Origin of the sequence: Saccharothrix luteola (genome assembly GCF_020859565.1) — a bacterium.
In the GTDB taxonomy this organism is placed as follows: domain Bacteria; phylum Actinomycetota; class Actinomycetes; order Mycobacteriales; family Pseudonocardiaceae; genus Actinosynnema; species Actinosynnema luteola.
Map to the genome: position 1 here is coordinate 1 of NZ_JAJHUO010000050.1, position 23006 is coordinate 23006.

The 23006-nt window shown below is 70.4% G+C and carries 23 protein-coding genes, 1 tRNA gene and 1 other RNA gene; 10 read left to right on the forward strand and 15 right to left on the reverse strand.

Annotated features, from left to right (window positions below; all coding sequences use genetic code 11):
- A partial coding sequence (locus LNK82_RS44245) for an integrase core domain-containing protein (RefSeq protein ID WP_230572805.1) occupies window positions 1-383 on the forward strand: 383 nt, incomplete at its 5' end.
- A gap of 47 nt (window positions 384-430) precedes the next feature.
- Here the strand turns inward: LNK82_RS44245 and LNK82_RS44250 are convergent.
- The gene (locus LNK82_RS44250; RefSeq protein WP_230572806.1) at window positions 431-940 is read right to left on the reverse strand and encodes a hypothetical protein; all 510 of its coding nucleotides are present in this window, start codon (window positions 938-940) and stop codon (window positions 431-433) included.
- Window positions 941-1601: 661 nt separating this feature from the next.
- Here LNK82_RS44250 and LNK82_RS44255 point away from each other — a divergent pair.
- Window positions 1602-1790 carry a hypothetical protein gene (locus LNK82_RS44255; protein ID WP_230572807.1) on the forward strand — a complete coding sequence of 63 codons (189 nt, stop codon included), beginning with the start codon at window positions 1602-1604 and terminating at the stop codon, window positions 1788-1790.
- A gap of 152 nt (window positions 1791-1942) precedes the next feature.
- Here LNK82_RS44255 and LNK82_RS44260 read toward each other — a convergent pair whose 3' ends face one another.
- The 5 genes from LNK82_RS44260 to LNK82_RS44280 are packed head-to-tail and all read right to left on the reverse strand — an operon-like array spanning window position 1943 to window position 7959.
- Window positions 1943-2284, reverse strand: coding sequence for a hypothetical protein (locus tag LNK82_RS44260; RefSeq protein WP_230572808.1), 342 nt, complete (start codon window positions 2282-2284; stop codon window positions 1943-1945).
- On the reverse strand, window positions 2271-2672 hold the full coding sequence (locus tag LNK82_RS44265; RefSeq protein ID WP_230572809.1) for a hypothetical protein: 402 nt from the start codon (window positions 2670-2672) through the stop codon (window positions 2271-2273). Before LNK82_RS44265 ends, LNK82_RS44260 begins: the two co-directional genes overlap by 14 nt.
- A 52-nt stretch (window positions 2673-2724) precedes the next feature.
- Window positions 2725-7203 carry a DUF6531 domain-containing protein gene (locus LNK82_RS44270; RefSeq protein WP_230572810.1) on the reverse strand — a complete coding sequence of 1493 codons (4479 nt, stop codon included), beginning with the start codon at window positions 7201-7203 and terminating at the stop codon, window positions 2725-2727.
- Window positions 7200-7505 carry a type VII secretion target gene (locus LNK82_RS44275; RefSeq protein WP_230572811.1) on the reverse strand — a complete coding sequence of 102 codons (306 nt, stop codon included), beginning with the start codon at window positions 7503-7505 and terminating at the stop codon, window positions 7200-7202. Before LNK82_RS44275 ends, LNK82_RS44270 begins: the two co-directional genes overlap by 4 nt.
- A 4-nt stretch (window positions 7506-7509) precedes the next feature.
- Window positions 7510-7959 carry a YbaB/EbfC family nucleoid-associated protein gene (locus LNK82_RS44280; RefSeq protein WP_230572812.1) on the reverse strand — a complete coding sequence of 150 codons (450 nt, stop codon included), beginning with the start codon at window positions 7957-7959 and terminating at the stop codon, window positions 7510-7512.
- 479 nt (window positions 7960-8438) lie between these two features.
- Between LNK82_RS44280 and LNK82_RS44285 the strand changes: the two genes are divergently transcribed.
- Window positions 8439-8948 (forward strand): hypothetical protein, encoded by a 510-nt coding sequence (locus LNK82_RS44285; protein ID WP_230572813.1) that lies wholly within the window; start codon window positions 8439-8441, stop codon window positions 8946-8948.
- A 443-nt stretch (window positions 8949-9391) separates the two neighbouring features.
- Here LNK82_RS44285 and LNK82_RS44290 read toward each other — a convergent pair.
- From LNK82_RS44290 to LNK82_RS44310, 5 genes are all read right to left on the reverse strand, one after another.
- Window positions 9392-9464: transfer RNA gene (locus tag LNK82_RS44290), tRNA-Ala, on the reverse strand.
- Between the two features lie 129 nt (window positions 9465-9593).
- A complete protein-coding gene (locus LNK82_RS44295; protein ID WP_230572814.1) occupies window positions 9594-10355 on the reverse strand; it encodes a DsbA family protein in 762 nt (253 codons plus the stop codon).
- 67 nt (window positions 10356-10422) lie between these two features.
- Window positions 10423-11739: an MFS transporter gene (locus LNK82_RS44300; protein WP_230572815.1), complete on the reverse strand. Its 1317-nt coding sequence runs from the start codon at window positions 11737-11739 to the stop codon at window positions 10423-10425.
- 61 nt (window positions 11740-11800) lie between these two features.
- Window positions 11801-12613 (reverse strand): GNAT family N-acetyltransferase, encoded by an 813-nt coding sequence (locus LNK82_RS44305; RefSeq protein ID WP_230572816.1) that lies wholly within the window; start codon window positions 12611-12613, stop codon window positions 11801-11803.
- A 4-nt stretch (window positions 12614-12617) separates the two neighbouring features.
- Complete coding sequence (locus LNK82_RS44310; protein ID WP_230572817.1) at window positions 12618-13718, reverse strand: glycosyltransferase family 2 protein; 1101 nt, start codon at window positions 13716-13718, stop codon at window positions 12618-12620.
- A gap of 28 nt (window positions 13719-13746) precedes the next feature.
- Between LNK82_RS44310 and hrpB the strand changes: the two genes are divergently transcribed.
- From hrpB to LNK82_RS48550, 3 genes are all read left to right on the forward strand, one after another.
- Window positions 13747-16077 carry an ATP-dependent helicase HrpB gene (gene hrpB, locus LNK82_RS44315; protein ID WP_230572818.1) on the forward strand — a complete coding sequence of 777 codons (2331 nt, stop codon included), beginning with the start codon at window positions 13747-13749 and terminating at the stop codon, window positions 16075-16077.
- Window positions 16078-16110: 33 nt separating this feature from the next.
- The gene (locus tag LNK82_RS44320; protein WP_230572819.1) at window positions 16111-16335 is read left to right on the forward strand and encodes a hypothetical protein; all 225 of its coding nucleotides are present in this window, start codon (window positions 16111-16113) and stop codon (window positions 16333-16335) included.
- Window positions 16336-16774: 439 nt separating this feature from the next.
- Window positions 16775-17083 carry a helix-turn-helix domain-containing protein gene (locus tag LNK82_RS48550; RefSeq protein WP_372470814.1) on the forward strand — a complete coding sequence of 103 codons (309 nt, stop codon included), beginning with the start codon at window positions 16775-16777 and terminating at the stop codon, window positions 17081-17083.
- 93 nt (window positions 17084-17176) lie between these two features.
- Here LNK82_RS48550 and LNK82_RS44325 read toward each other — a convergent pair whose 3' ends face one another.
- Complete coding sequence (locus LNK82_RS44325) at window positions 17177-17509, reverse strand: PadR family transcriptional regulator (RefSeq protein WP_230572820.1); 333 nt, start codon at window positions 17507-17509, stop codon at window positions 17177-17179.
- A 557-nt stretch (window positions 17510-18066) separates the two neighbouring features.
- Here LNK82_RS44325 and LNK82_RS44330 point away from each other — a divergent pair.
- Both LNK82_RS44330 and LNK82_RS44335 read left to right on the forward strand, forming a co-directional pair.
- Entirely contained in the window at window positions 18067-18282 is a 216-nt protein-coding gene (locus LNK82_RS44330) for a hypothetical protein (RefSeq protein WP_230572821.1), read from the forward strand.
- Window positions 18279-19091 carry a hypothetical protein gene (locus tag LNK82_RS44335; RefSeq protein WP_230572822.1) on the forward strand — a complete coding sequence of 271 codons (813 nt, stop codon included), beginning with the start codon at window positions 18279-18281 and terminating at the stop codon, window positions 19089-19091. Before LNK82_RS44330 ends, LNK82_RS44335 begins: the two co-directional genes overlap by 4 nt.
- 155 nt (window positions 19092-19246) lie before the next feature.
- On the opposite strand, the gene ssrA is transcribed toward LNK82_RS44335, so the two are convergent.
- Window positions 19247-19619: a transfer-messenger RNA gene (gene ssrA, locus LNK82_RS44340) on the reverse strand.
- Window positions 19620-19786: 167 nt separating this feature from the next.
- Here ssrA and LNK82_RS44345 point away from each other — a divergent pair.
- Window positions 19787-21034, forward strand: coding sequence for a sensor histidine kinase (locus LNK82_RS44345; protein ID WP_230572823.1), 1248 nt, complete (start codon window positions 19787-19789; stop codon window positions 21032-21034).
- Window positions 21022-21666 (forward strand): response regulator transcription factor, encoded by a 645-nt coding sequence (locus tag LNK82_RS44350; protein ID WP_230572824.1) that lies wholly within the window; start codon window positions 21022-21024, stop codon window positions 21664-21666. Before LNK82_RS44345 ends, LNK82_RS44350 begins: the two co-directional genes overlap by 13 nt.
- Here the strand turns inward: LNK82_RS44350 and LNK82_RS44355 are convergent.
- A complete protein-coding gene (locus tag LNK82_RS44355; protein WP_268998118.1) occupies window positions 21653-22510 on the reverse strand; it encodes an amidohydrolase family protein in 858 nt (285 codons plus the stop codon). The two genes, LNK82_RS44350 and LNK82_RS44355, sit on opposite strands and share 14 nt — an antisense overlap.
- Window positions 22507-22983, reverse strand: coding sequence for an SsrA-binding protein SmpB (gene smpB, locus LNK82_RS44360; protein ID WP_123743904.1), 477 nt, complete (start codon window positions 22981-22983; stop codon window positions 22507-22509). Before smpB ends, LNK82_RS44355 begins: the two co-directional genes overlap by 4 nt.
- Window positions 22984-23006: the final 23 nt, after the last annotated feature.

Here is a 23006-nt window from a genome sequence, read left to right on the forward strand (position 1 = left end):
TTGGAAGACCCCCGCCGAGGTATTCAGCGAGCAGCTACAGTTGCTCCAACAGCCCGGTGTTGCATCGACCGATTGAACTCGCCCAATACAACGCCAAATCCTTCGCCGAGGCCTGCCACGCCGCCGGGGTGACCCGATCCATGGGCGCGGTCGGCAGCTCCGCGGACAACGCCGCCGCCGAAAGCCTCAACGCCTCCTTCAAACGCGAAACCCTCCAAGGCGCCCAGAGTTGGCACAGTGAAAGGGAAGCACGGCTGGCGGTGTTCGGCTGGGCACACCGCTACAACACCCGACGACGCCACTCCCACCTCGGCCAGGTGTCCCCGATCGACTACGAGAACAGCCTGCTACCAACACCGGCTACGCTGACCCACGCCGCATAACCCCGTGTCCAACATCCGGGGTGAAGTCCCCTCGTCCTTGTGCTTCATCACGTGCGCAAGGCCGGACTCCTTGTTGGTACGCGGATTGACCCCTCCCTCCTCCAGAAAGACGATCTTCCCGTTGGGTCCCTGCCGATTTCGACGACCTTGTCCGGAGAGATCTTTACGCCGTTGTCCTGAGCTTCAGCGATGAGTTCCTGCTTCTCCTGTTCCCGACGCTGCCGGTCGAGCTCGCGCGGATCCTTGTGCTGCGGATCCGGGTCCTTCCTACGGAGCCTGTCGACCAACTCCTTGAGCTTGCGCCATGTCATACGCAGCACCTCGGCGAGCCCGTCGAGCCGTTTAACTACGTTGGAAATGGTCTTGAGCAGCTTGCGCACCACATCCGCGACCTTGGCGGCGTACTTGGCGACCAGGCTGGTGGCCTGCATCGCCACCACCGGCGCCGCGGCACCGCCCGTGACGAGAAGCTCCAGTCCCCAGACCACGAGCCTGCCGACCGCGTCGGCAATCAGGTCCCGCACGAACTCCCGCACCGCCGCCACGATCTCACCCATGATCGTGACCACGGCACCCACACGCTGCACACCCTCGACGCACCACGCAGCGCGTCGACCACCTCTCCGGCACGCACCCGATACGCATCACCTGCGGCACCACGCCACCCGGCAGTGCGATCACGCGATGTGGCCTCCAGGTCACCGGCCGCCCGCTCAACGCCTTCGCTGATGTTCTGCCAGATCTGTGCGACGGCGCGGATGACCGGCGGTGTCCCGGCCAGGTCGTTCAGCATGTCCTGCAGCGGCTGAACGTGCTCGATCAACCACCCGACCCCGTAGGACGCCAGCGTGCCAACCGGGTCCATGTAGACACCGAGCGCTTCAAGCCCGGCACCGACGACTCCCAGCCCGGCCTCGACCCAATCGCCGTTGTTGATCCGGTCCAGCGCGGCCTGCCCCGCCTCCAGCAGGCCGATCCCGGTGATGGCGGTGGTGTCGTCCTCCGGTTTCGCGACGAACGGGTTGTTCGCCCCTGCCCCAACCGGCCGAACCGGTCGACGTTGTCACTCTCGACCTGCTCGTAGACCTCGGCGGTCGCCTTCAACGACTCCGCCATCGAGGCCAGTGCAACCTCGACCAGCGCCGCGCGGTACTGCGCCTCCAGCCAGTCAAGCCGGGCCTGACCTTCCACGGACTGCGCCACAGCCACAAGACTTGGATGATCGCCGACACCATCCCCGAGATCGCCCAGTCACTCCGACTCGGCCACATCCTCAAAGACCCCGTCCAACGCACCTACTCCCACGTCGCCCCCGAAGTCACCAGCCGCCTGCTCCAGTGTCTGCAGGACCGCTGGGACAAGGCCGTTGTCGACGTCGGTGACAGCTCCTGGCGCAGGATGGAGTAGCCGATGCGCGTCTTCTCATCTACTACTTCAACGGCGACAACCGGGCAGACGAGCCGGTCACCGCCGACTCTGAAGCCGACCTTGGATGGACAGACGGTCGCGAGGCTTCAAGAGAGTGACACGTCAGCTCTTGGTGCCGTCGCCCGTGTCGGTCAGAACGATCGGGCTTTGGACGTTCGGCTGCCCACCTGGGCGGCGGGGGCGGAGGTGAAACGGACGTCGGTGCCTTCTCCCGTCACCGTCACCGTGACCCGGTCTCCCACCGGTACCTGCTCCACCCTGGTAGGCAGCTGGTAGTTCCAGTCGCGCACCTCCACGTCGTCGACCGCGGCGAACCTGAGGTGGAACCGGATCCAGTCGTGCTCGGGCGGTGCCTCCCAGGTCCGACGGGTGACTTCGTCCAGCGGTCCTTCGAAGGACGCGGTGATCGCTTGGTCGCGTTCGTCCCAGTGCAGGGCGTAGAGCTCGAACGCCGACAGGTCAAATGTGCTCATGGTAGGTGTCGATCTCCGGTCCGGGGACTGACGTGTACAGCCGCTGGTCCAGTTTGCTCGTGAACTCGTGCGGCCCGTCGTCCACCGCGTCCGGGGGCGAGTTGTGGGCGCTGACCTTGCCGAAGCGGAACTGCTCGGCACACGTCAACGTCAGGCGCAGCGACTCGCCGGTCACCAACACGGCCAGCCTCGCCCTCGGCCGTTCCGCGAGCTCGATCGACACGGTGGCCGGGAGCACCGCGCCGCCGGACAGCCGGACGTCGTCGACCGCCAGGAATCCCAGGTGCGCCTGTACGCGGCTGTAACCGGGCACGTCCGAGGCGACCGGCAGGTCGACGCGCAGCGTGCAGCCGGGTCCTCGGCGCTCGAACCGGATCGACCGCAGCACCAAGCCGGTGAAGTCCGGTCCCTGCGGGTAGAACCGGGTCAGCAGCTTGGCGTCATTGGGCAGGAGTCGGTCTGCCCAGGCTGGGGTTGTAATAGTAGTGCTCCTGCGCTCCGGGGACTTGGCCGTTGCGGGTGTTCTCGTAGGGTCGCACATGGACGTGCGGGGGCTGGTCGCCCACTCCACCCTCACCGAACTGGTGGCCGGTGTAGTGGTCCTGGAACGCGATCAGCTCGTCCCGGTTGTTGAGGTAGATCTCCTCGGGGAAGTAGACCGGCTGGTAGTTCTCGTCCAGGATCTGCCGGCCGCTCGGCGTCGTGGACGGCACCATCCGGCTGTCCAAGGGCTCGGAACCAGGCGGGACACCGGCGTCGGCGAGTGCCTGCTGCTTGGCTTCGTCCCCGCTGACGTCGCAGCCCTGCAGGCCGAGCGGGTCGATCTGCCGGGTGGGGTTCGGTACGTAGGCGCCGGGGTTGACCGACGGCACCAGTCCCAGCGGGTCGGGTGAGGCGTACCGCCCGGTCTCCGGGTCGTAGTAGCGGAAGTGGTTGTAGTGCCAGCCGGTCTCCGGGTCGTGGTACTGACCCGGGAACCGCAGGGGACAGGCCGTCTCGCCCGTCTGGGACAGCGTTCGGCCCCAGAGGGTGCTCGTGCGTCGCCACCCGACTTCGCCGCGGGCGTCGACCAGTTCGGTCGGGCTGCCGACGACGTCCGCCACGATCGCGTAGAAGCGCCGGTCGACCTCGTCCTGGTCGAGCTGGGCGATCGGGGTGGCCGATCCGGGTTGGTACTCCCAGGTGCTGGTGGTGCCGCTGCTGTGGACGTGCTCGACCAGTCGCGTGCCGTCCCAGGTGAAGTCGTACCGCTCCACGGGGTTGTCGGCCGCGTCGAACCGTTCCTTCGCGATCCGCCTGCCCATCGGGTCGTAGCGGTACCGCCAGGTGGTGCCGTCGGGGGTGGTCACGCCGGTGAGCCGGTCCTCGGCGTTCCAGGTGAAGCGCCAGAGGCGCACCTGCCCCGACAGCGTGCGGTGTCGCCGTTGCACCACGCGGCCCTGCCGGTCGTGGACGTAGGAGGTGCGGCCCGCACTGCGCAGGCGCGTGGCGGCGTACTCGCGCGGTCCTTCGGACCCGTGGTCCGCGACCGGTAGGTCGACGCGGGTGATGTTGCCGACGGGGTCGTAGTCGTAGCGCTCGGACCAGCCCTGCCCTTGCACGGAGACGACGCGTCCCCGCCGGTCGAGCGCGAACCGGCGCTCACCGGTCGGGTCGGCGATCCCCTCGACGTGGCCGTCCGGTCGGTACCGCCAGCTGCGGTGGGTGATCGGCTGCTTGGCCGCAACGACCTGTCCGGTCAACTGGTGGGCGGGCGACCACGACTGGGTGACGGTGAGCTCGCCCAGGCTCCGCTCCACCTGACGGCCCAGCGGGTCGTGTTGGAAGGCGAGGCTGCCACCGGTCGCGTGCAGCGCAACCGGGTTGCCCGCCGCGTCGTACTCCCAGGCGGAGGTCACGCCCACCGCGGTCTCGCGGGACACGCGCCTGCCGACGGCGTCGAACCCGGACCGGACGGTGCGTCCGGCGACGGTTTCGGCCAGCACGCGCCCACAGGCGTCCCGCTCGTAGACGACCTCGGTGTCCGGGTTGGTCGCCCGGATCACGCGACCGCAGGGGTCGCGGTCGAAGGTGGCCGTCCCGGTCGGTGTGTGCTTGGCGACCACGTCGCCGTGGACGTCGCGCTCGTAGACGACCGTCTCGCCCATGCCGTTGGTGCGGGTGGACAGCCGGCCGGCGGCGTCGTGGGTGTAGGTGAGCACCCGGCCGTCGAAGTCCACCTCGCGACGCAGACGGCCTGCGGCGTCGTACTCGTAGCGCCAGCTCAAACCGTGCGGGCCGACGACCTCGACGAGTCGCAGTTCCGTGTCGTACGCGTACGACGTGCGGGCGCCGTCCGGGGTCGTGCGGGCCGCCGGGAGGTCGAAGAAGGTGACCTCCGTGCGGGTGACCTGCCCGAGCGCGTCGACGTGCTCGACCTGGTTGCCCTCGCCGTCGTAGCGCCACCGCTCGGTGCTGCCGTCGGGACGGGTGCGCGCCAGCAGCTTGCCCTCCACGGTCCAGCTGTACCGGGTGGTGCCGCCGAGCGCGTCGGTCGTGGCGGCGACGCGGCCGAAGGCGTCCCGCTGGTGCCGGGTGGTGGTGCCGAGCGGGTCGGTGATCGCGCTGATCAGCCCGGCACCGTCCGTTTCGTACCGCGTGGCGTTGCCGAGCGGGTCGGTGGTGCGGCTGAGGTGGCCGCGTTCGTCGTACTCGAACCTCGTGGTGGCACCGGCCGGGTCTGTTTCGACCACCAGGTTGCCGTGGGCGTCGTACTCGCGCAGCCACCTGCCGCCCGCGGGATCGGTGACCTCGGTCGCCAGGCCCGCGCCGGCGTAGGCGGCGGTGACGGTGGTGCCATCCGGTCGGGTGATCGCGGCGACGTCGCCCTCGCCGTCGTAGGCGTAGCGGGAGGTGTGGCCGAGCGGGTCGGTCACGGCCACCAGACGGTCGAAGCGGTCCCACTCGCGGGTGGTCACGGCACCGAGCGGGTCAATCTGCCGCACCACCTGACCCAGCTCGTTGAGCTCATAGGTGGTCGTGTTGCCCAGGGTGTCGGTGTGCGTGGTGCGGCGGTCCTCGTAGGCGAAGGTGCCGTTGAGCGCCCCACCGGAACCGATGGTCGTGGTGGCCCGGCCCTGCTCGTCGTAGACGTAGCGGTACCAGACGCCGTTGCGGTCGGTCCAGGACGTGAGCCTGCCGTCCTCGTCGTGGGTGAAGCGCAACGCGGCGCCGGACGAGTTGGTCACCTCGGACAGCTGTCCCGTGTCGTCGTAGGCGTAGCGCGTCAGGGTGATCGGCTCCGGCGCGGACGTCAGCCGCAGCGCCGTCACCCGCCCGTCGACCGTGTCGACCGCGACCTCGTACCCGCCGGAGTGGCGCAACCGCGTCGGCAGGCCCTCGTCGTCGTGGTCGACAAGGACCTCACCGCCCGCCCGCCGCCGGACAGCCGTCAGGGGCAGCGTCGAGCGCGCGTCCCACTCCGCGCCGACGGGTTGGAACTCCCACGTCAACCCTTGCTGCGGGTGCACCACCTCGTAACCCTCGCCGCTGCGCCGCAACGACAGCCGCGGACCGAAGTCCGGCAGCACGGTTTCCGCACCCTCCGGCTTGGGGAAGCGCAGCAGGCGGCCGTCCTCCGTCGCCAGCCAGACGTGGACCGGGCCGACCTCGACCCGTTGGTCCAGGGTGGAGGCCCAGGACGGGCCGAACAACCGCCCGGCCCGGTAGGACGACTGGTGGTGCCGGGAGAACACGAGTGGCAGCAGGCCGGGCAACGTGGCATCGGTCTGCGACAGCACCACCTCACCGGTGGCGACGTCGATCGGGTCGTCCTCGCAGAACGGCCGGTCGGCCGACTGGGAGGCGTTGTGGGGGTCGTCCACCGTGCTGTCGATGTCGCCGTCGCGTTGCCCGCTGTTCCCGGTGCGGTCGGCCTGCCGAGGGCTGTCCGGAGACGTGGTGGGTGTCGCGCTGTCCGGACTGGTGGTGTCGGGAGTGGCGGGGCTGCTCGGGGTGGTGGCCGTCGAGGGAGTGGTGGTGGTGCCGGAGGGGGAGGTCGTGCCGGAGGGCGAGGTCGTGTCCGCTGTGCTCGACGGGCTGGTGGTGCCGTCCGGGCCCTTGACGGTGGGGGCGTCGGGTGCGCCGGGTGCACCGGCCGGACTGGTGGTGCCGGGGCCGCTCGGGCCGTCGGCTTTGCGGCCGAGCTTGCCCAGCTTTTCCATGATCTCGCCGAGCTTGTCGAGGACCTTGCGGATGCGCGGGGTGACGTTGCCGATGGTCTTGACGAGCTTGCGGACGAGGTCGGAGATGCGGTTGCAGACGCGGGCGATGGTGGAGGTGGCCTGGGCGACGATGACCGGCGTGGCCAGGCCGAGGGTGGCGACGGCCTCCAGTGCCCAGGTGATCAGCTTGCCGACGACCTCGGCCACCAGGTCGCGGATGATCTCGCGGACGGCCGCCACGACCTCGCCCATCACCATGACGCCGACCCCCACGCCCTCGGCCAGGGTCGCGGCACCGGCGATGGCGTCGGCGGTCTGGGCAGCGTGGCCGCGGTAGGTGTCGGCGGCGGTGCCCTGCCAGCCCGGCGCGTCCTGGGTGCCCAGTTCCTCGGCGATGCGGGCGACCTCGGCGGCGACGTTGGCCCAGGTCTCGCTGAACGAACGGATCACCGGCGGGTCGCCGGCGAACCAGTCCAGCGCCTCCTTGAGGGGCTGCACGTGCTCGATCAGCCACCCCACGCCGTAGGAGGCCACCGTGCCGATCGGGTCGATGACCATCGACAGCACTTCCAACCCGACACCGACGCCGCCGAGGCCGGCCTCGACCCAACTGCCGTCGGAGATACCGCTCGCCAGGTCCGCGGCGGACTCGGCGATGCCGATACCGGTGACCGCCGTGGTGTCGCTCTGCGCCGTCGCGACCAGGGGGTTGTTCACGTGTTCATCCCGTCGAAGCGCGCCGACTCACCGGACTCTTGGGCGTCGTAGGCACGGGAGGTCTCACGTAGGTTCGCGGCGTTGTCGGCGACCGTCTCCGCCGCCTTGGTCAGGGCCTGCACTCCCATCTCCTCGAACGGTTGCAGCAGCATGGCGAACGGTTGGCAGACCACGCCGTAGGCGGAGTCGTTCATCGCCACCGTCCGCGCGGCGTCCGCGGCGGTGCGAAGCCGGTCCGCCAGACCTTCGACCCGGCCGGCTAAGGCCGCGATCTCCCCGGTGAGAACCTCGTAGCCCGTCATCACTTCACCCCAGGTAGCTGTCGTCGCTGAAGTCGTCACCATCGCCGCGGCGCGGTCGGTGCGGCGGCGCGACGGGAGGGCTGTCCGCCTCGACCTGCGGGAAGTTGCGCTCGGCGGTGGCCACGATGTGCTGTCCCGATGCGGTATCCCCGACCGTCTCCCCCACGATCCGAGCCAACTCGGCCGGGTAGGCGGCCTGGGCCTGGCGCATCGCCTCCATCACCGCCGCCGCGATCTGCTCCGGACGCAGCCGCGACACCGCCTCGGTCATGGACACCTCACTGGGGATGCCGTTGGGGCCGACGGTCACGCTGACCGCTCCACCGGCGGCCGACCTGGTGAGCGAGATCCGCTCGACCTCCTGCCGCATCGACTCGTACCGCGCCGCCTTCTGCTCGGCGGCGCGCTCCCAGTCGTCCACCAGGCGCTGCACGTTGGCCAACGGATCGGTCATCGGCTTCCCCTCCGGTGACGTGGAAATCGCGCCACGCTACCTCGTGTGGGACGGCGCCCGAGTCGGTTTCGTTCCCGAGGTTGCCGGTTCAGCCCAACGCCATGGCCCGAGCCGTCGTGACCTGGCCACCGCAGGACTTCCGGTTGATCTTTATCGCAGCAGCGCCCCTGTCTGCTGGGCTGTACTGCCTGGGCGATGCGGACCGCAGAGCACTTGTCGGGTTCCCGGTTTGGTCGACCAGGCGCAGTTGGGCGGGGTCGAGGTGGACGCCGACTTCTTCCTCGGCTTCGCGAACGGCGACGGCGAAGTCCGACTCCCCGCGTCGAGCTTGCCGGACGGCAGGTGCCACAGACCGTGGAAGAGTGGGTTGGTGTCGCGGCGGGTGAGCACGGCGGTTCACCCGAAAGGGTGAGGTGGTCGGTGGTGCACTCGATGCATTTCAGTCGCGGCGCGCGCTGGTGGCCTCGTACGCTGGGCCGATGATCGTCCCCGACGACGGCACCCGGACCACGGGGCTGCTGCGGGCCCGGCTGGGCATGGTGCTGGAGTCGGTGACCGAGGACTGGCACTGGTACCAGGGCCGGCAGAACGCATTGGGGATGTTCTGGCTGCACTTCGCCTGCGCTCCGGTATTGGAACTCCGGAGTTGCGGTGAACTGCTCCTCTTGGAGGAGTCGACGCCGCATTCCTCCTACGACATGGACGAGTACGGCGAAGGCCGGGTCGGCCCTGCTCGGGAACCGAGCCTGCTCGCCGGGTTCGTCGGGGCCCGCCTACAGGATGCTGCCCTGATCTGGGGGTACTCCACAGAACCTCTGGTCGGGGGTGTCCTCTTCCGGTTCGACATCGGCGACCTAGCCGTCTCGTCCTTGGGCGACGAATGGGTGATCGCCCGTGACGGATTGCCTCCCAGCGCCGTGCGGTATCACCGAATCGAGGCCACGACCATCACCGGAACCTCGCTCGCGGCCTCCGAACCACAGCGGTGAACCGCTGGGTCCTCGCTCAGTCGGCGGTTTGCTGTGTCCCCGCCCCGAGCCGTCGTGCGGCTTCGGCGGGTTGGTCGCCCTGACCTGGCAGTCGGACACCTGGTTCCCAGCGGCGTGAGGCTCCACATCAACCGGAACGTCCGCACCGAGTTTCCGAGGAAGCCGCCCTACGTACCCGCCGAACCGCCGTCCAGGGCCGTTGTAGGAGCCGGGCACCGGAACAGACATACAGCCGCTACGGCCACTGAAAGCCACTCAACAGATCCACCCGGCCGGGTTACTGCGACCTGGAGCACACGGCTGACAACATTTCGTCCGGAGCGACCGCCTGCTCCAGAATGCTCCAGCTCGGCAGGCCCAGCCCAAAGTGGACACAAAAGCAAGATCGCCCGCCACCTGCATTACCGCAGGTCAGCGGGCGAATCAGTCGAGCTATTAACTTGTGGAGCTGAGGGGACTCGAACCCCTGACCCTCACACTGCCAGTGTGATGCGCTACCAGCTGCGCCACAGCCCCTTGCCTGCACGTTTCCCGGCGGTTGGGGCCGCCGTTCTCGTGTGGCAATACCGTACAACACGGCACCCGCAGGGACGAAATCGGGGGGTGCCTTACGGCGTCCGGGCTGCTGGGCGGGGGTGCGGCGGCCTACTTGAGCAGGTTGGTCAGCCAGTCCCGGTCGTCCCACGAGACGATCTGACCGTCCCTCATCACGGTGGGGGTGCCTTCGAACTTGCCCGTCGCCTTCACGGCGTCCAGCTCGGCCTGGGCGTCCTTCTCGTGCGCCCCGCTCTCCACGCACTGCTTGAACGCGTCACCGGTGATCCCGAGGTCCGTGCCGAGCTTCACCAGCTCCTGCTTGGTGTGCCCCGGCCCACCTTCCTCGGGCTGCCGCGCGAACAACGTCTCGTGGTACTCCCAGAACTTGCCCTCATCGGCCGCGCACAACGCCGCGTTCGCCGAATCACGCGAGTAGCCCTCGGGGTCGGAGAGCCGGATCAGGAACGGCAGGGCGTGGTAGCGGACCCGGAGGTTGCCGGACTCGATCTCCTGCTTGATCTGCTCGCCGTACGCCTTCTTGAAGGCGCCGCACGCGGGGCAGAGGAAGTCCTCGTACAGGTCGAGGGTGACCTTCGCGTCGTCCTTGCCGACCACCACCGCACCGCCCTCGCGGACGATCGGTGCGGACACCCCGGTGACCGCGGGCGGGTTGGCCAGTGAGTCGTCCGAACCCGAGTCGGACGACGACCAGATGACCCCGCCGATCACGGCCACGGCCAGCACCACGACGACCACGACACCGATGATGACCTTGGTCCGGTCGCTGGACGCACCACGCGCCGCGACCACCGCCTTGGTCGCCCGCTGCTGCTGCTTCTTCTTCCGAGCGTTGCGCTCCGCGCCACCCACCGCACTGCCCTCCCGGTCACAACCCGGCCCGCAGGCTACCGAGAGATGCTGAGCGGAACCTGAGCGCTCACGCGTCCGGCTGACGCGGACGACCCGCCACGCGCTCGCCGACCGGCACCTCGGGCCCCTCGTCCAGGCACCCCGCCTCCCCGGCCACGTCGGACGCGACGTGCGTCTCCTCCTCCCGAGGCAGCGTCTCGGGCGAGAACAGCCAGAACACCAGCGCCACCGCGGCCATCGCACCCGTCAGGGTGAACGCCGCCTGGTACGAGAACTGGTCCACCAGCACGCCGGCGAGCAGCGGCCCGACGATCGCGCCGCAGTCGGCGACCATCTGGAACGCCGCCAGCACCGGCCCGCCCTTGGCCTTCGACCCGATCACGTCGGCCACGACGGCGTTCTGCGGCGGGTTGAGCAGACCGGCGCCGATGCCCGCCACCAGGGACGCGACCATGAACATCGGCACGCCGACGCTGAACCCGAGCCACACCGTGCCCACCGCGGACACCGCGAGCCCCGCGATGGCGACGGGCTTGCGGCCGATCGAGTCCGACAGCTTCCCGGAGATCATCAGCACGGCGGCGTTGCCGGCCGCGAACACCGACAACGAGATGCCGGCGATGGCGGGCGTGCTGTGCAGCGCCTCCACCACGAACAGCGGCACCAACGAGATCCGCACGCCGAACACGGCCCAGCCGTTGGCGAACCCCGACGCCAACGCCGCCCGGTACGCCGACAGCCGCACGGCCGCGCGCACCGGCATCGACTCCTGCTCGACCGACTTGTCCAACGTCGCGGCGAGCGTGGACCGGCGCAGGAACCACCACACGAAGACCGCGGCCACGACGAGCGCCACCGCGTAGGTGACGAACGGCACCTGGATCGAGATCTCCACGAGCGCCGCGCCGACGATCGGGCCGGCGATGTTGCCGAGCAGGAACCCGGTCGCCCACAGCCCGGACGCCCGGCCGCGCATCGGCGCGGGCGTGATCCGGATCAGCAGGCCCACGGCGGCCACGGTGAACATGGTCGACCCGATGCCCGCGAACGACCGGAACACGATGAGCTGCCAGTACGCGGTGGCGAAGCCGCACGCGCCGGTGCCGACCGCGACGATGAGGATGCCGACGACGTAGACCCACGTCTCGCCGAACCGGTTGACCAGCCGACCGCTCATCGGCGCGAACAGGAGCCTGACCAGGGCGAACGAGCTGACCACGGCGGACACGGCGAACGTGCCGACGTCGAAGCTCTGGGCGTACACGGGCAGGACGGGCGCCACGATCCCGAACCCGAGGGCGATGATGAAGCTCGCCACGACGAGCACCCACACCTCGCCGGGTAGCCGGGGCTTGACCTTCACGTCGGACCCGGTCCCCAGCACTGTGCGCCCCTTCCGATCTCCGTTAGCCGTGCTAAGGATATGCGGTACGGCAACCAAATACTCAATCGAGCAGCTCGTCAACTCTGCGCGCATACGCCGTTACGGGGTAACAAACGTCGAAGCCGCAAGCTTCCACGAACCGCTCCCCCGCACCGCCCTCGGCCACGTGCGAGGCCACCAGCAACGCACCCGCCTCCCGCAGCTCGGCCACCACGCCGTCGACCAGCGCCTTGCCCAACCCGCGACGACGACGGGCCGGCCGCACGACCGCGTGCTCGACCAACCCGACCCGGCGCTCGCCGAACCCGGACGCGAACCCGCCGATCCGGTCGCCGTCGTCGACCACCACGAACGCGCACCGCGGGTCGTCCAGCCGCTGCCCGAGGTGCCGCAGCAGCCTCGGCCCGTCCACGCCCAGGTCGTCGGCCAGCAGTTCGGCGATGCCCTCGAGGTCCCCGTCCCCCGCCCGCCGCACGAGCGGCGACCGCCGCACCTCACCCCGGTGCACGACGGCCAACGACTCCTCCACCGCGTGCCACCCGGTGTCGTCGGCGATGCCCTCGATCTCGGCCACCGTGGTCGGCGACGCGTACAGCACCGCCTCGGCCCGCCCCACGTCGGCGAACGTCTGCTCCAGCCGCATCAACGTGCCCGCGACCTCCGCCGACGACCCGTACACGCCGCACGCGTGGTTGCCGCCGGGCAGCGGGTTGTCCCGGTTCACCACGACCTGGGCCACGCCGACGCGGCCGACCTTGCCGTACCGGACGGCGCCGGCGGCCAGCCGGGTCGTCTCCACCAGCCCGGCCAGGTCACGGGCCCGGTACGGGTCGAGCAGCTCGGGGTCGTCGGGATCGCGCAGCGGGTCAACCACGACGTCAGCCTCGCACGTCCCGGCCCTTCCACTTCGTGGTCCCGCGCAACGCCCGCCACGCCGCGTCCAACGACATCGCGCCGAACGTGACGTAGGCCAGCGGCGCGAGCACGGCCGCCGACCGCGGCTGCCTGCTGCGCCGCAGGAAGATCCACTCGGCGAGCGACTGCCCGAGCCAGGCCAGCATCCCCGGCTTCGACCCGCGCAACGCCGCCACCACCGGCACGACCCCGTACGCGATGTGCGCGAGACCGGTCGACCCGAGCGACAGGAACGCGCCGGCGGGCCCCTTGGCGTAGAGGGACGTGCCGGCGACCATGCTCTTGCGCATCGACGCCCACGTGTCGCCGAACGTGTCCAGGCCCGACGTGGTCAGCGAGTCCGCGCCGTCCACGTACCGCGTCCGGCCGCCGTGGTCGCGGACCAGCGTGGCGAAGCCGACGTCGTCCGCGCGCGACCCGGCGATGGCGGCCCAGCCGCCCGCCCGCTCGTACGCCGTGCGGCGGACCAGGATGCAGTGCCCGACGGCCAGCGCCATGCCGCGCCGCCCGTCCACGGACGTCGTCTCGAACAGCAGCTGGTTCACCGGCGGCAGCAGCAGCCACCAGCCGGGGTTCGGCTTGCCCGCGCGCCCGGACGTGGACACCAGGTCGAGGTCGTCGCGCCGGGCGCCCGCGAGCAGCCTGCCGACCAGGTCGGGTGCGGCCTCGGTGTCGGCGTCCATGAACAGCAGCCAGTCGGTGTCGGCGTCGGCGGTGCCCACGTGCAGCGCGTGCACCTTGCCCGCCCAGCCGGACGGCGGCCCGGAACTGCCGACCAGCCGCACGCGCGGGTCCTCCGCGGCGTGCCGCCGCACGATCTCGGCGGTGCGGTCGGTCGACGCGTCGTCCACGACCACGATCCGCAGGTCCGGGTGGTCCTGCTCGCGCAGGCCCGTGAGGCACCGGTCGATCGAACGCTCCTCGTCGCGCGCGGGCACGACGATGGTCACGGGACCGTCGTCGACCTGGGCCGCGGGCAGCCGCTCGACCTCCTGCCACACCTTGATCGTCACGGCCGCGCGGGCCAAGGCCACCGTCGCGCCGAGGACACCCCATTTCCCCATGGGTCCACAGTGGCACAACACTGGGCCCGTGGAACTGCCGAACCTGCCGATCCGACCGCTGCTCGGCGAGATCGCGGCGACGCTGACCGCGCACGGCTCGGCGGTCCTGGTCGCGCCGCCGGGCACGGGCAAGACGACGTTGGTGCCGCTCGCGCTGGACGGCCGGGTGGTCGTGGCCGAACCACGCAGGCTGGCCGCCCGTGCCGCCGCCGCGCGGATGGCGAGCCTGCTCGGCGAACCGGTCGGCCGGACCGTGGGCTACTCGGTGCGCGGCGACCGCAAGACCTCGAAGGACACCCGGATCGAGGTCGTCACCTCCGGGCTGCTGGTGCGGCGGTTGCAGCACGACCCGGAACTGGCCGGCGTCGGCACGGTGCTGCTGGACGAGTGCCACGAACGGCACCTGGACGCGGACCTGCTGCTGGCGCTGCTGCTCGACGCCCGCGCCGGGCTGCGGCCGGACCTGAAGCTGCTGGCCACGTCCGCGACCGTGGCGGCCGACCGGCTGGCCCAGCTGCTCGGCGACGCGCCGGTGATCCGGGTCGAGGCGCGGACGTTCCCGGTGGACGTCGTGCACACCCCGCCGGCGCGCCGGGAACGGGTGGAGGCCACTACGGCCCGCGCGATCCGCCAGGCCTTGTCCGAAGTGGAGGGTGACGTGCTGGCGTTCCTGCCTGGCGTGGCGGAGATCCGGCGGTGCGCCGCGCTGATCGGTGACGACGTGGCCGTGCTGCCGCTGCACGGTCGGCTCGCCACCACCGCGCAGGACGACGCGTTGCGGCCCGGAGCCGGGCGGCGGGTCGTGCTGGCCACCGCGATCGCCGAGTCGAGCCTGACCGTGCCGGGTGTGCGGGCGGTCGTGGACTCCGGCCTGTCGCGGGTGCCGCGGGTCGACCACCGGCGCGGGCTGTCGGGCCTGGCCACGGTCCGGGTCAGCGCGGCGGTGGCCGACCAGCGCGCGGGCCGGGCGGGACGTGAGGCGCCGGGCAAGGTCTACCGGTGCTGGCCCGCGCACGAGCACAGCACGTTGCCGCGCTACCCGGAGCCGGAGATCCGCACCGCCGACCTGACCCGGCTGGCCCTGGAACTGGCCTGCTGGGGCGTGCCGGACGGCGAAGGGCTCGGGTGGTGGGACGCGCCGCCGCCGGGCGCGCTGGACGCGGGCCGCTCGGTGCTGCGCGCGCTGGGCGCCCTCGACGTGAACGGCGACGCGACCGACCGGGGCCGCCGGATGGCCGACCTGGGCCTGCACCCCCGGCTGGCGCGGGCGTTGCTGGACGGTGCGGCGGCCGTGGGCGCGCGCAAGGCCGCCGAGGTGGTGGCGCTGCTGGACGACGACCGGGCGAACTCGGGCGTCGAGCTGTCGACCCGCGACGCCGACCCGCGCGAGGTCCGCCGCCTGGCCGCGATGGTCGACGGCACGGGCTCCGGTTCGAACGACCCGGCCCTCGTGGTCGCCCTCGCCTACCCGGAACGGCTGGCGCGCAGGCGTTCCCCCGGCTCGCCGGTGTACCTGATGGCCGGCGGCACGGCGGTGGAGCTGCCGCCGGGCAGCGCGTTGGCCGACGCCGAGTGGCTCGCCGTGGCCGTCGCCGACCGCGAGGCGGGTCGCGCGCACGGCCGCATCCGGTTGGCCGCACGGGCGGACGAGGAACTCGCCGTGACCGCCGCGTCGTCCCTGCTGACCACCGAGGACGACGTGCGGTGGGACGGCGACGTGGTCTCGAACCGGCTGCGCAAGCTGGGCGCGATCACGTTGTCCAGCAAGCCGTTGCACGACCGCGAGGCGATCCGCGCCGCCCTCCTGGAAGGCCTGCGGACGGAGGGCGTCGGCCTCCTGCGGTGGGACGCGGACGGTCTGCGCACGCGTGAGCGGATGGCCTTCCTGCACCGCGTGATCGGCGACCCGTGGCCCTCGGTGGACGACGAGGCGCTGCTCGCCGTGGTCGACGTGGGCGACGCGCGCCGCAAGGCGGACCTGGCCCGCATCAGCGGCGAGCAGGTCGTGCGACGGCTCCTGCCCTGGCCCGCCGCCGCGCGGTTCGACGAACTCGCCCCGGACCGGCTCGAAGTGCCTTCGGGTTCACGCGTCCGGGTGGACTACTCCGCGTCCGGGCCGGTGCTGCCGGTGAAGGTGCAGGAGGTGTTCGGCTGGACCGAGACGCCGCGCCTGGCCGACGGCCGCGTGCCGGTCGTCCTGCACCTGCTCTCCCCCGCCGGCCGCCCGACCGCCGTGACGGGCGACCTGGCCTCGTTCTGGCGGACCGGGTACCCGCAGGTCAGGTCGGAGCTGCGGGGCCGCTACCCGAAGCACCGCTGGCCCGAGGACCCGATGACGGCCCGCCCGGCTCGCCGCTAGCTGCTTGACGCCAGTCGTCGAGGAAGTCCGCGAGTGCTCGCAGAACAGATCGCCACGATCATCCGCACGCGGTTGCCCGACCCGCTGGAGATCCTCTTCGACGACGTCGGCGACCTGCCGTCGCGCGCCGACGAGGTGGCACGACGAATGGCCGCGACCATGCAGGGTGACGACGACTCGGCGGCCGTGGACGCCATCGCACGGCTCATCGGCGCGCTGTACCCCGGCGACGCGCCGTTCGACCCGACCGCCCGGTAGATACCTCGCCGACAGCCGAGTTCGCCGAGCGGGCCGTTGCCGACGGCGAGCGGCGCACCCGACAGGTCGAACGATCATTCACGCCCCACTTGCCGTAGAGGCGTGCATCCACCGGCGATCCGCCAGGCCACTCAGTGCTGTCGCATCACCCTTTCAGGTGACGCGACAGCACTCTTATTCCACATGAACTAGGCAGTAATCTTGCAGAGCGTGTCACAGAGCGGCACAGGAACCTTCAACTTCACCCATCGGTTGGACCGAACCGCTTGTCCCACTCGGCGCATCCACGAGTCCACTCGCCGACTGGAATCCACCGAAGGCAGATCACACCTCATCACGTCGGGCATGCTCATAACGGCGTCATGACGACGCCCTCAGTAATGCGTCGATTGACCGCCTATATTGAGAACATCAGTGACCGAACAGGTAGAGTTTGCTCATGTTCTGGCAACGCCGGAGAGCCGCCCGTCGCGTTCTCGACGTGCTCACCGCGACTCCAACTCCAGAGATGTCGGCGACCTCCCTTTCCCGCCGGACAGGAATAGACCCGGCCCATGTCCGCACCATACTGGTGAGGCTGCGGAAACAAGGATGGGTCGTATCGCGCTGGAGTCATCCCGATGAGCGCGACAGACGACTCCGGGGCCGATTGCTGTACCGCGCCAGTGCATATGGGTTATGGGTGGCAGGTGGGCGGGGCAAAGGGACCCTCCAGCGGTTGCCGGAGCACGATCGGCACTCATCTTGAGAAGTGACGTGCTGCGTTTCTCGTTGATGAACGAGCCGATCGATCGGCACGCGCACGTGAGATCGCCTGGGCAGGCCGGCCCGGGACTTGCGACTACGAAGTGCCCTCGACCGTGGCGTTCCAGAGCGGAAGCGATTCAGCCAGGCTCTTCGTCGTTTTGCGAAGTGCTTCGCGAGCGGACGCCGCTCCATCCTCGGTCAGGCGGTAGTAACGCCTGCGTGGTCTTCGTTCGTCATGCGGATCCACTTCTTCCCATCGATCCCGGATCCATCCGGCTTCGAGCAGCCTGGTCAGGATCGGGTAGGTGCTTCCAGGCAACAGATTCGTGCGTTCAGCGATCTCAAGCCCGTACAACTCCGCCGTCGGGTCGGCGAGGAGGGCATGAAGGACTGCCTGCGTTTGAACAGTCATCCGCAGTGCTGGCACGGGTGAACCCTATATGGCCTAGCAGCACCTGCGTACAGTGGTGTGCGCGAACCACCCTTCAGTGCAGCCCATCCGGGTGAACGGCCTAGCAGTGTGACCTGGCGTGGCACCGAGACGGTGCACCACACCACACGGACGGACCAACCGGGTGTTCGCGACCGACTCCCCGTCGACCGCAACCGCTCCGGCTCCCCCAGCGGTCACCCCATCACTACCTCGGCCACACTTTCGGGTGACTACCCTATGTTGAGAAAGATCTAGTTCATAAGATTCGGACACGAGCCGAGCCCGGCTTCCACGCGGGCAGCACAAGCCCGCCTAAAGAAGAACTAGCACCTGGCACCGACATTTCCACATCACCGCAGCTCAACACGCAATACATGGTTGACCGAGCGCTGCTCCCACCCACCCGTCTCCCGAGGTAACCCCCAGCGATGACCACTCCGCGGCACCGTCGCCGACGTCCCGTGCCACCCGCGAGAGCCGACTCACGCCGGGGCGCTCGCTTACCCGGGCCGGCGCTCGCAGGTCTCGCCGCGACGACGCTGTCGACGGGCGTGCTCTGGTCGCTCAACTGGGCGTTGCTCGTGCTCGCGGTCGGGAGCGTCAGCGTCATCGCCTACGCGATCTGCGCGCGACGCGGGGAACCGTGGCAACGCGTGGTCGAACTGGTGCACCTGCTCAAGTCCGGGCCGCGGGTGCCACCACCGACGCCGAAGTCACGTGGGAGAAGCGACCGGCAGCCCCTCGACGCAGCGCGGAACAGCCGGTGAACCAGGAGGTGCAGCGGTGCCTCAAGCTCGCGTCCCTGGCCGCGCTGCCGCTGGGGACAGCGATCGGCACGATCCTGAGCGAATCGCCGTGGGTGCCCGTGGCCGTCGGCCTCGGATCGTCGTTCCTATGGTCACTCGCCACCTTGGGGCTCGTCTTCTGGCACCGCGTCCGGGCCCTGCACCGTCGCAGCGGCCACTGGGTGCTCACGGCCGTCGCGGTCGGGTTCCCGAACGACCGCGTCGGCCTGTGGTTGGAAGAAATGCGCGGCCAGTTGCACGAACTGACGGGGAAGGCCCGGCGGGAGCTCCTCGTGAACCTCGCGACGACCGCCACTCGGAACTGGTCCTCCTCGTGGTGGGCTCGGTGGCGGCAGCTGAGGACCGCCCGCTCCCGCGGCGAGGAGCACGAGCTCGTCCACGTGCTCTGCCTGATGCTGGAGCCCGACGGGGACCGGACCACGGTCGTCGACCTGCTGCACGCGACCGGGCTGTCACGCCTGCACTCACGACAGCCCTCGCGCCACGTGCCGGCACTGATGACGGCGAGGCGCCTGCTGTCGACGCAGAGCCCGCGCCTCGCTCGTGCTCGCGAACTCGCCCGCGACCTGCTGGCGACGCGGGAACAGGCGTACTCGATCACGGTGAGGCTTCGTCGCGGCCACTCAGCCGTGCGGCCGCGCCATCACGAGGAGCCGAACGCCCGCCACTACGCCGAACTCGCGCGCCTCCGGGCCCAGGCGCAACACCAAGCCGTCACCCTGCGAGCCGAACTGCGCAACGCGGCCAACCACTGCGATCAACAACCCTGACGACCCAACCAACCAGCCCAGCCCGCCCAACCCGACCACCTACGGATGGGGGTCCGGGGGCAAACGCCCGCCGGGCGGGGTCTGGGGGTCTCACCCCCAGAAAACACGACGAGCGAGGTGGTCGACGCTCTCCGTCGACACACCTCGCCCCGAGCGAGTGGAGGTGCCGGGAATCGAACCCGGGTCCTCTGCCGCATCATCAAGGCTTCTCCGTGCGCAGTCCGCTACATCTCTACTCGGCCCCGGTGATCACGCGGACAAGTCACCGTGATGAGCCCAGCCACTGTGGGTGTCCCGACCGTCCCCCGTGGCCGGGGACGGCGGTGAGCCTCCTAGCTGATGCCGGCGACCGGAGCGGAGGCGCCCCCGGGCCGACAGCGTCGCTCCTAGCCTCAGGCGGCGAGGGCGAACGCGCGCTGGTCGTTAGACTCGGCGCTTATTGGTTTGCGATGACGCTTACGGTGGTCTCTCGCCTGCACCGGCACGCTTCCCTTGAATCAACGCACAAAGTCGAAACCGTTCACCCCCGTGTCGTGGGTCCTGCTCCGCACAGCATAACCCCCCGCCGACCCCGGTTCATTCCCATTACGTTGGTAGGGCTGTCCCCACCCCACGCCGGCCGGCGGACCTGATGGTCCCAGCCACCCGATCGAGCGATGCTGGTCGGGGCAACATCCGGCGTGAAGGTGGGAAACATGACGACGCGGGTCTACCCGAACATCGGCCGGGTCAGCGGGTACTTCCTGCTGAACCTGGTCACAGGGCTCTTCTGGTTCGTCCTGCTGGTGACGCTGGGCGCGGTGAGCATCGGCACCGCGGTGATCTGGGTCGGCGTGCCGCTGGGCGTGCTGACGCTGGTCCTGGCGCGCGGCGCGGCGTCCGCCGAACGGGCCTGGCTGCGGGCGACCCTCGGCGTGGACATCCCCCGCCCGTACCGGGAGCTGCCCAGCGGCGCCACCGCCCGGGCGAAGGCCATCGCGAGGGACCCGGCGACGTGGCGCGACCTGTCCTACTGGCTGCTCATGCTGCCGCTGGGCGTGGTCGAGTTCGCCCTCACGGTGGCGCTGTGGTCGGCCGTCGCGGGCACCGTGTTCCTGCCGTTCTACCAGCACTGGCTCCCGGTGACGTGGGAGGTCACGTTCAGCGAGGGCAACGTGTGGCTGATCGACTCGTTCGCCAAGGCCCTCCCCGTGAGCGCCCTGGGCCTGGTGCTCGGCTACCTCTCCTACCGGCTGCTCAAGGCCCTCGGCCGGGGTCACGCCCTGCTCGCCCAGTCCCTGCTCGGCCCCTCGCGCTACGGCGTGCTGTCCGCCAAGGCGGAGCAGCTGTCCGCCAGCCGGGCCCGCGGCGTGGAAGCCGCCGAGGCGGAACGCCGGCGCATCGAGCGCGACCTGCACGACGGCGCGCAGCAACGCCTGGTCGCCGTGGCCATGGGCCTCGGCCGGGCGCGCAGCAAGATGGAGTCCGACCCGGACGGCGCCCGCGAGCTCATCGCCGAGGCCCACGCCGACGCCAAGCTCGCCATCTCCGAGCTGCGCGACCTGGCCCGCGGCATCTACCCGTCGGTGCTGGGCGACCGCGGGCTGGACGCGGCGCTGTCGTCGCTGGCCGCGCGGTCCCCGATCCCGGTCGAGGTGGACGTGGACGTCGAGCCGCGCCCGCCGACGGCCGTCGAGAGCGCCGCGTACTTCACCGTCGCCGAGACGCTGACCAACGTCGCCAAGCACTCCGGCGCGACCCGGGCGCACGTGAACGTGTCCCGCACCGAGAACTCCGTGGTGGTGGAGGTCACCGACAACGGCCACGGCGGCGCGGAGGTGCGCCCGGGTGGTGGGCTCGCCGGGCTCGCTGACCGGGCTGCGACGATTGACGGCGTGGTCGTCGTGGTGAGCCCGATCGGCGGGCCGACCGTGATCCGGACGGAGCTGCCGTGCGCGTGGTGATCGCGGAGGACTCGGTCCTCCTTCGGGTCGGTGTGGAACGCCTGCTGGCCGACGAGGGGATCGAGACGGTCGCGGCGGTGGACGACGGTGACGCGCTGCTCGCCGCGATCGAGGAGCACCGCCCCGACCTGGCCCTGGTGGACGTGCGGATGCCGCCGACGTTCACCGACGAGGGGCTGCGGGCAGCGATCGAGGCGCGCAAGCGCATCCCCAACCTGCCAGTGCTGGTCCTCTCGCAGTACGTGGAGGAGCGGTACGCGGTGGAGCTGCTGGCCGGCGGCGCGAACGGCGTCGGCTACCTGCTCAAGGAGCGCGTGGCGGACGTGTCGGAGTTCGTGGCCGCCCTCCGCCGGGTCGCCGACGGCGGCACGAGCATCGACCACGAGGTCATCACCCAGCTGATGGTCCGGTCCAAGCGCAACCCGGTCGACTCGCTCACCCAGCGTGAACGCGAGGTGCTCGCGCTGATGGCGCAGGGGCTGTCGAACGCCGCCATCGCGGCCGCGCTGGTCGTCTCCGACGGCGCGGTGGAGAAGCACGTCGGCAACATCTTCGCCAAGCTCGGCCTGGAGCCCGGCACGAGCGAGCACCGCCGCGTGCGCGCCGTGCTCGCCTACCTCAACCTGGGCTGAGGCCGAGCAGCCTGGCCCCGTTGTCGTGCAGCACGGCCCGCAGGAACGGCTCGCCGAGCCGCTCGTCGGCGGCGGCCCAGCCCTCGATGGCGTCCAGCTGCGCCGAGTAGTCGTACGGGATGTTCGGGAAGTCCGAGCCGAGCACGACCCGGTCCGCCACGTCGACCAGCCGTGCCGCCCAGTCGCGCGGCAGCGCCGCCATCGCCTCGGTGAACGGCACGCCGACCATCGTGGTGTCCAGGTGCACCCCGTCGTACCGGCCGACCAGGTCCAACGCGCCCAGGTAGTCGGGCATCCCGGCGTGCGCCAGCACCGCCACCAGCGACGGGTGCCTGCGCAGCACGTCCTCGAACACGTCCAGCCCGGTGTGCGCGCCGGGTACCGGCCCGTGCCCGCAGTGCACCACCACGGGCACCCGTGCCTCGGCCAGCAGGCCCCACGCGCCGTCGAGCGACCGCGGGTCGTAACCGCCCACCTGCACGTGCGCCTTGAAGCACCGCGCACCGGCCGTCAACGCCCGCGACACGTACGCCTCGACGCCCGGCTCCGGGTACAGCGTCGCGGTCGGCACGGCGCCGTCCACGCGCGAGCCGAAGTCCAGGGCCCAGTCCGTCAGCCACTCGCCCATGCCCGGCTTGTGCGGGTACACCAGGGGCGCGAACCCGACCACGCCGAACGACCGCAGCACGGCCAGCCGCTCCGCCTCCGGCAGCCGGTACCGGATCGACCAGTCGACGCCGTAGTGCCGGGACGCCTCGTCGAAGAACGCCCACACCTTGTCCAGCACGCGCCGCGGCATGAAGTGCACGTGCACGTCGACCAGGCCGGGGACGGCGGTGTTCAGTAGCGGCCCTTCAACGCGCGGCCGTGCGCCTTCTGGATCTCCCGCTCGGCGTCCCGCTTGGCCAGGTCCTGCCGCTTGTCGTACGACTTCTTGCCGCGCGCCAGGGCCAGCTCGACCTTGACGTACCCGTCCTTGAAGTACATCGACAGCGGGATCAGCGACAGACCGCTCTCCTTGGTCTTGCCGATCAGCCGCTCGATCTCGCCCTTGTGCAGCAGGAGCTTGCGCTTGCGCCGCACCTCGTGGTTGGTCCAGGTGCCCGCCACGTACTCCGGGATGTGCAGCGCGTGCAGCCAGATCTCGCCGTCGTCCACCTGGCCGAAGGCGTCCACCAGGGACGCCCGGCCCATGCGGAGGCTCTTCACCTCCGTGCCGACGAGCACGACACCGGCTTCGAAGGTGTCGAGGATGGTGTAGTCGTGCCGAGCCTTGCGGTTCGACGCGATCACCTTCTGACCGCGTTCCTTGACCATGACGGAAACCTTACGTGAGCGCG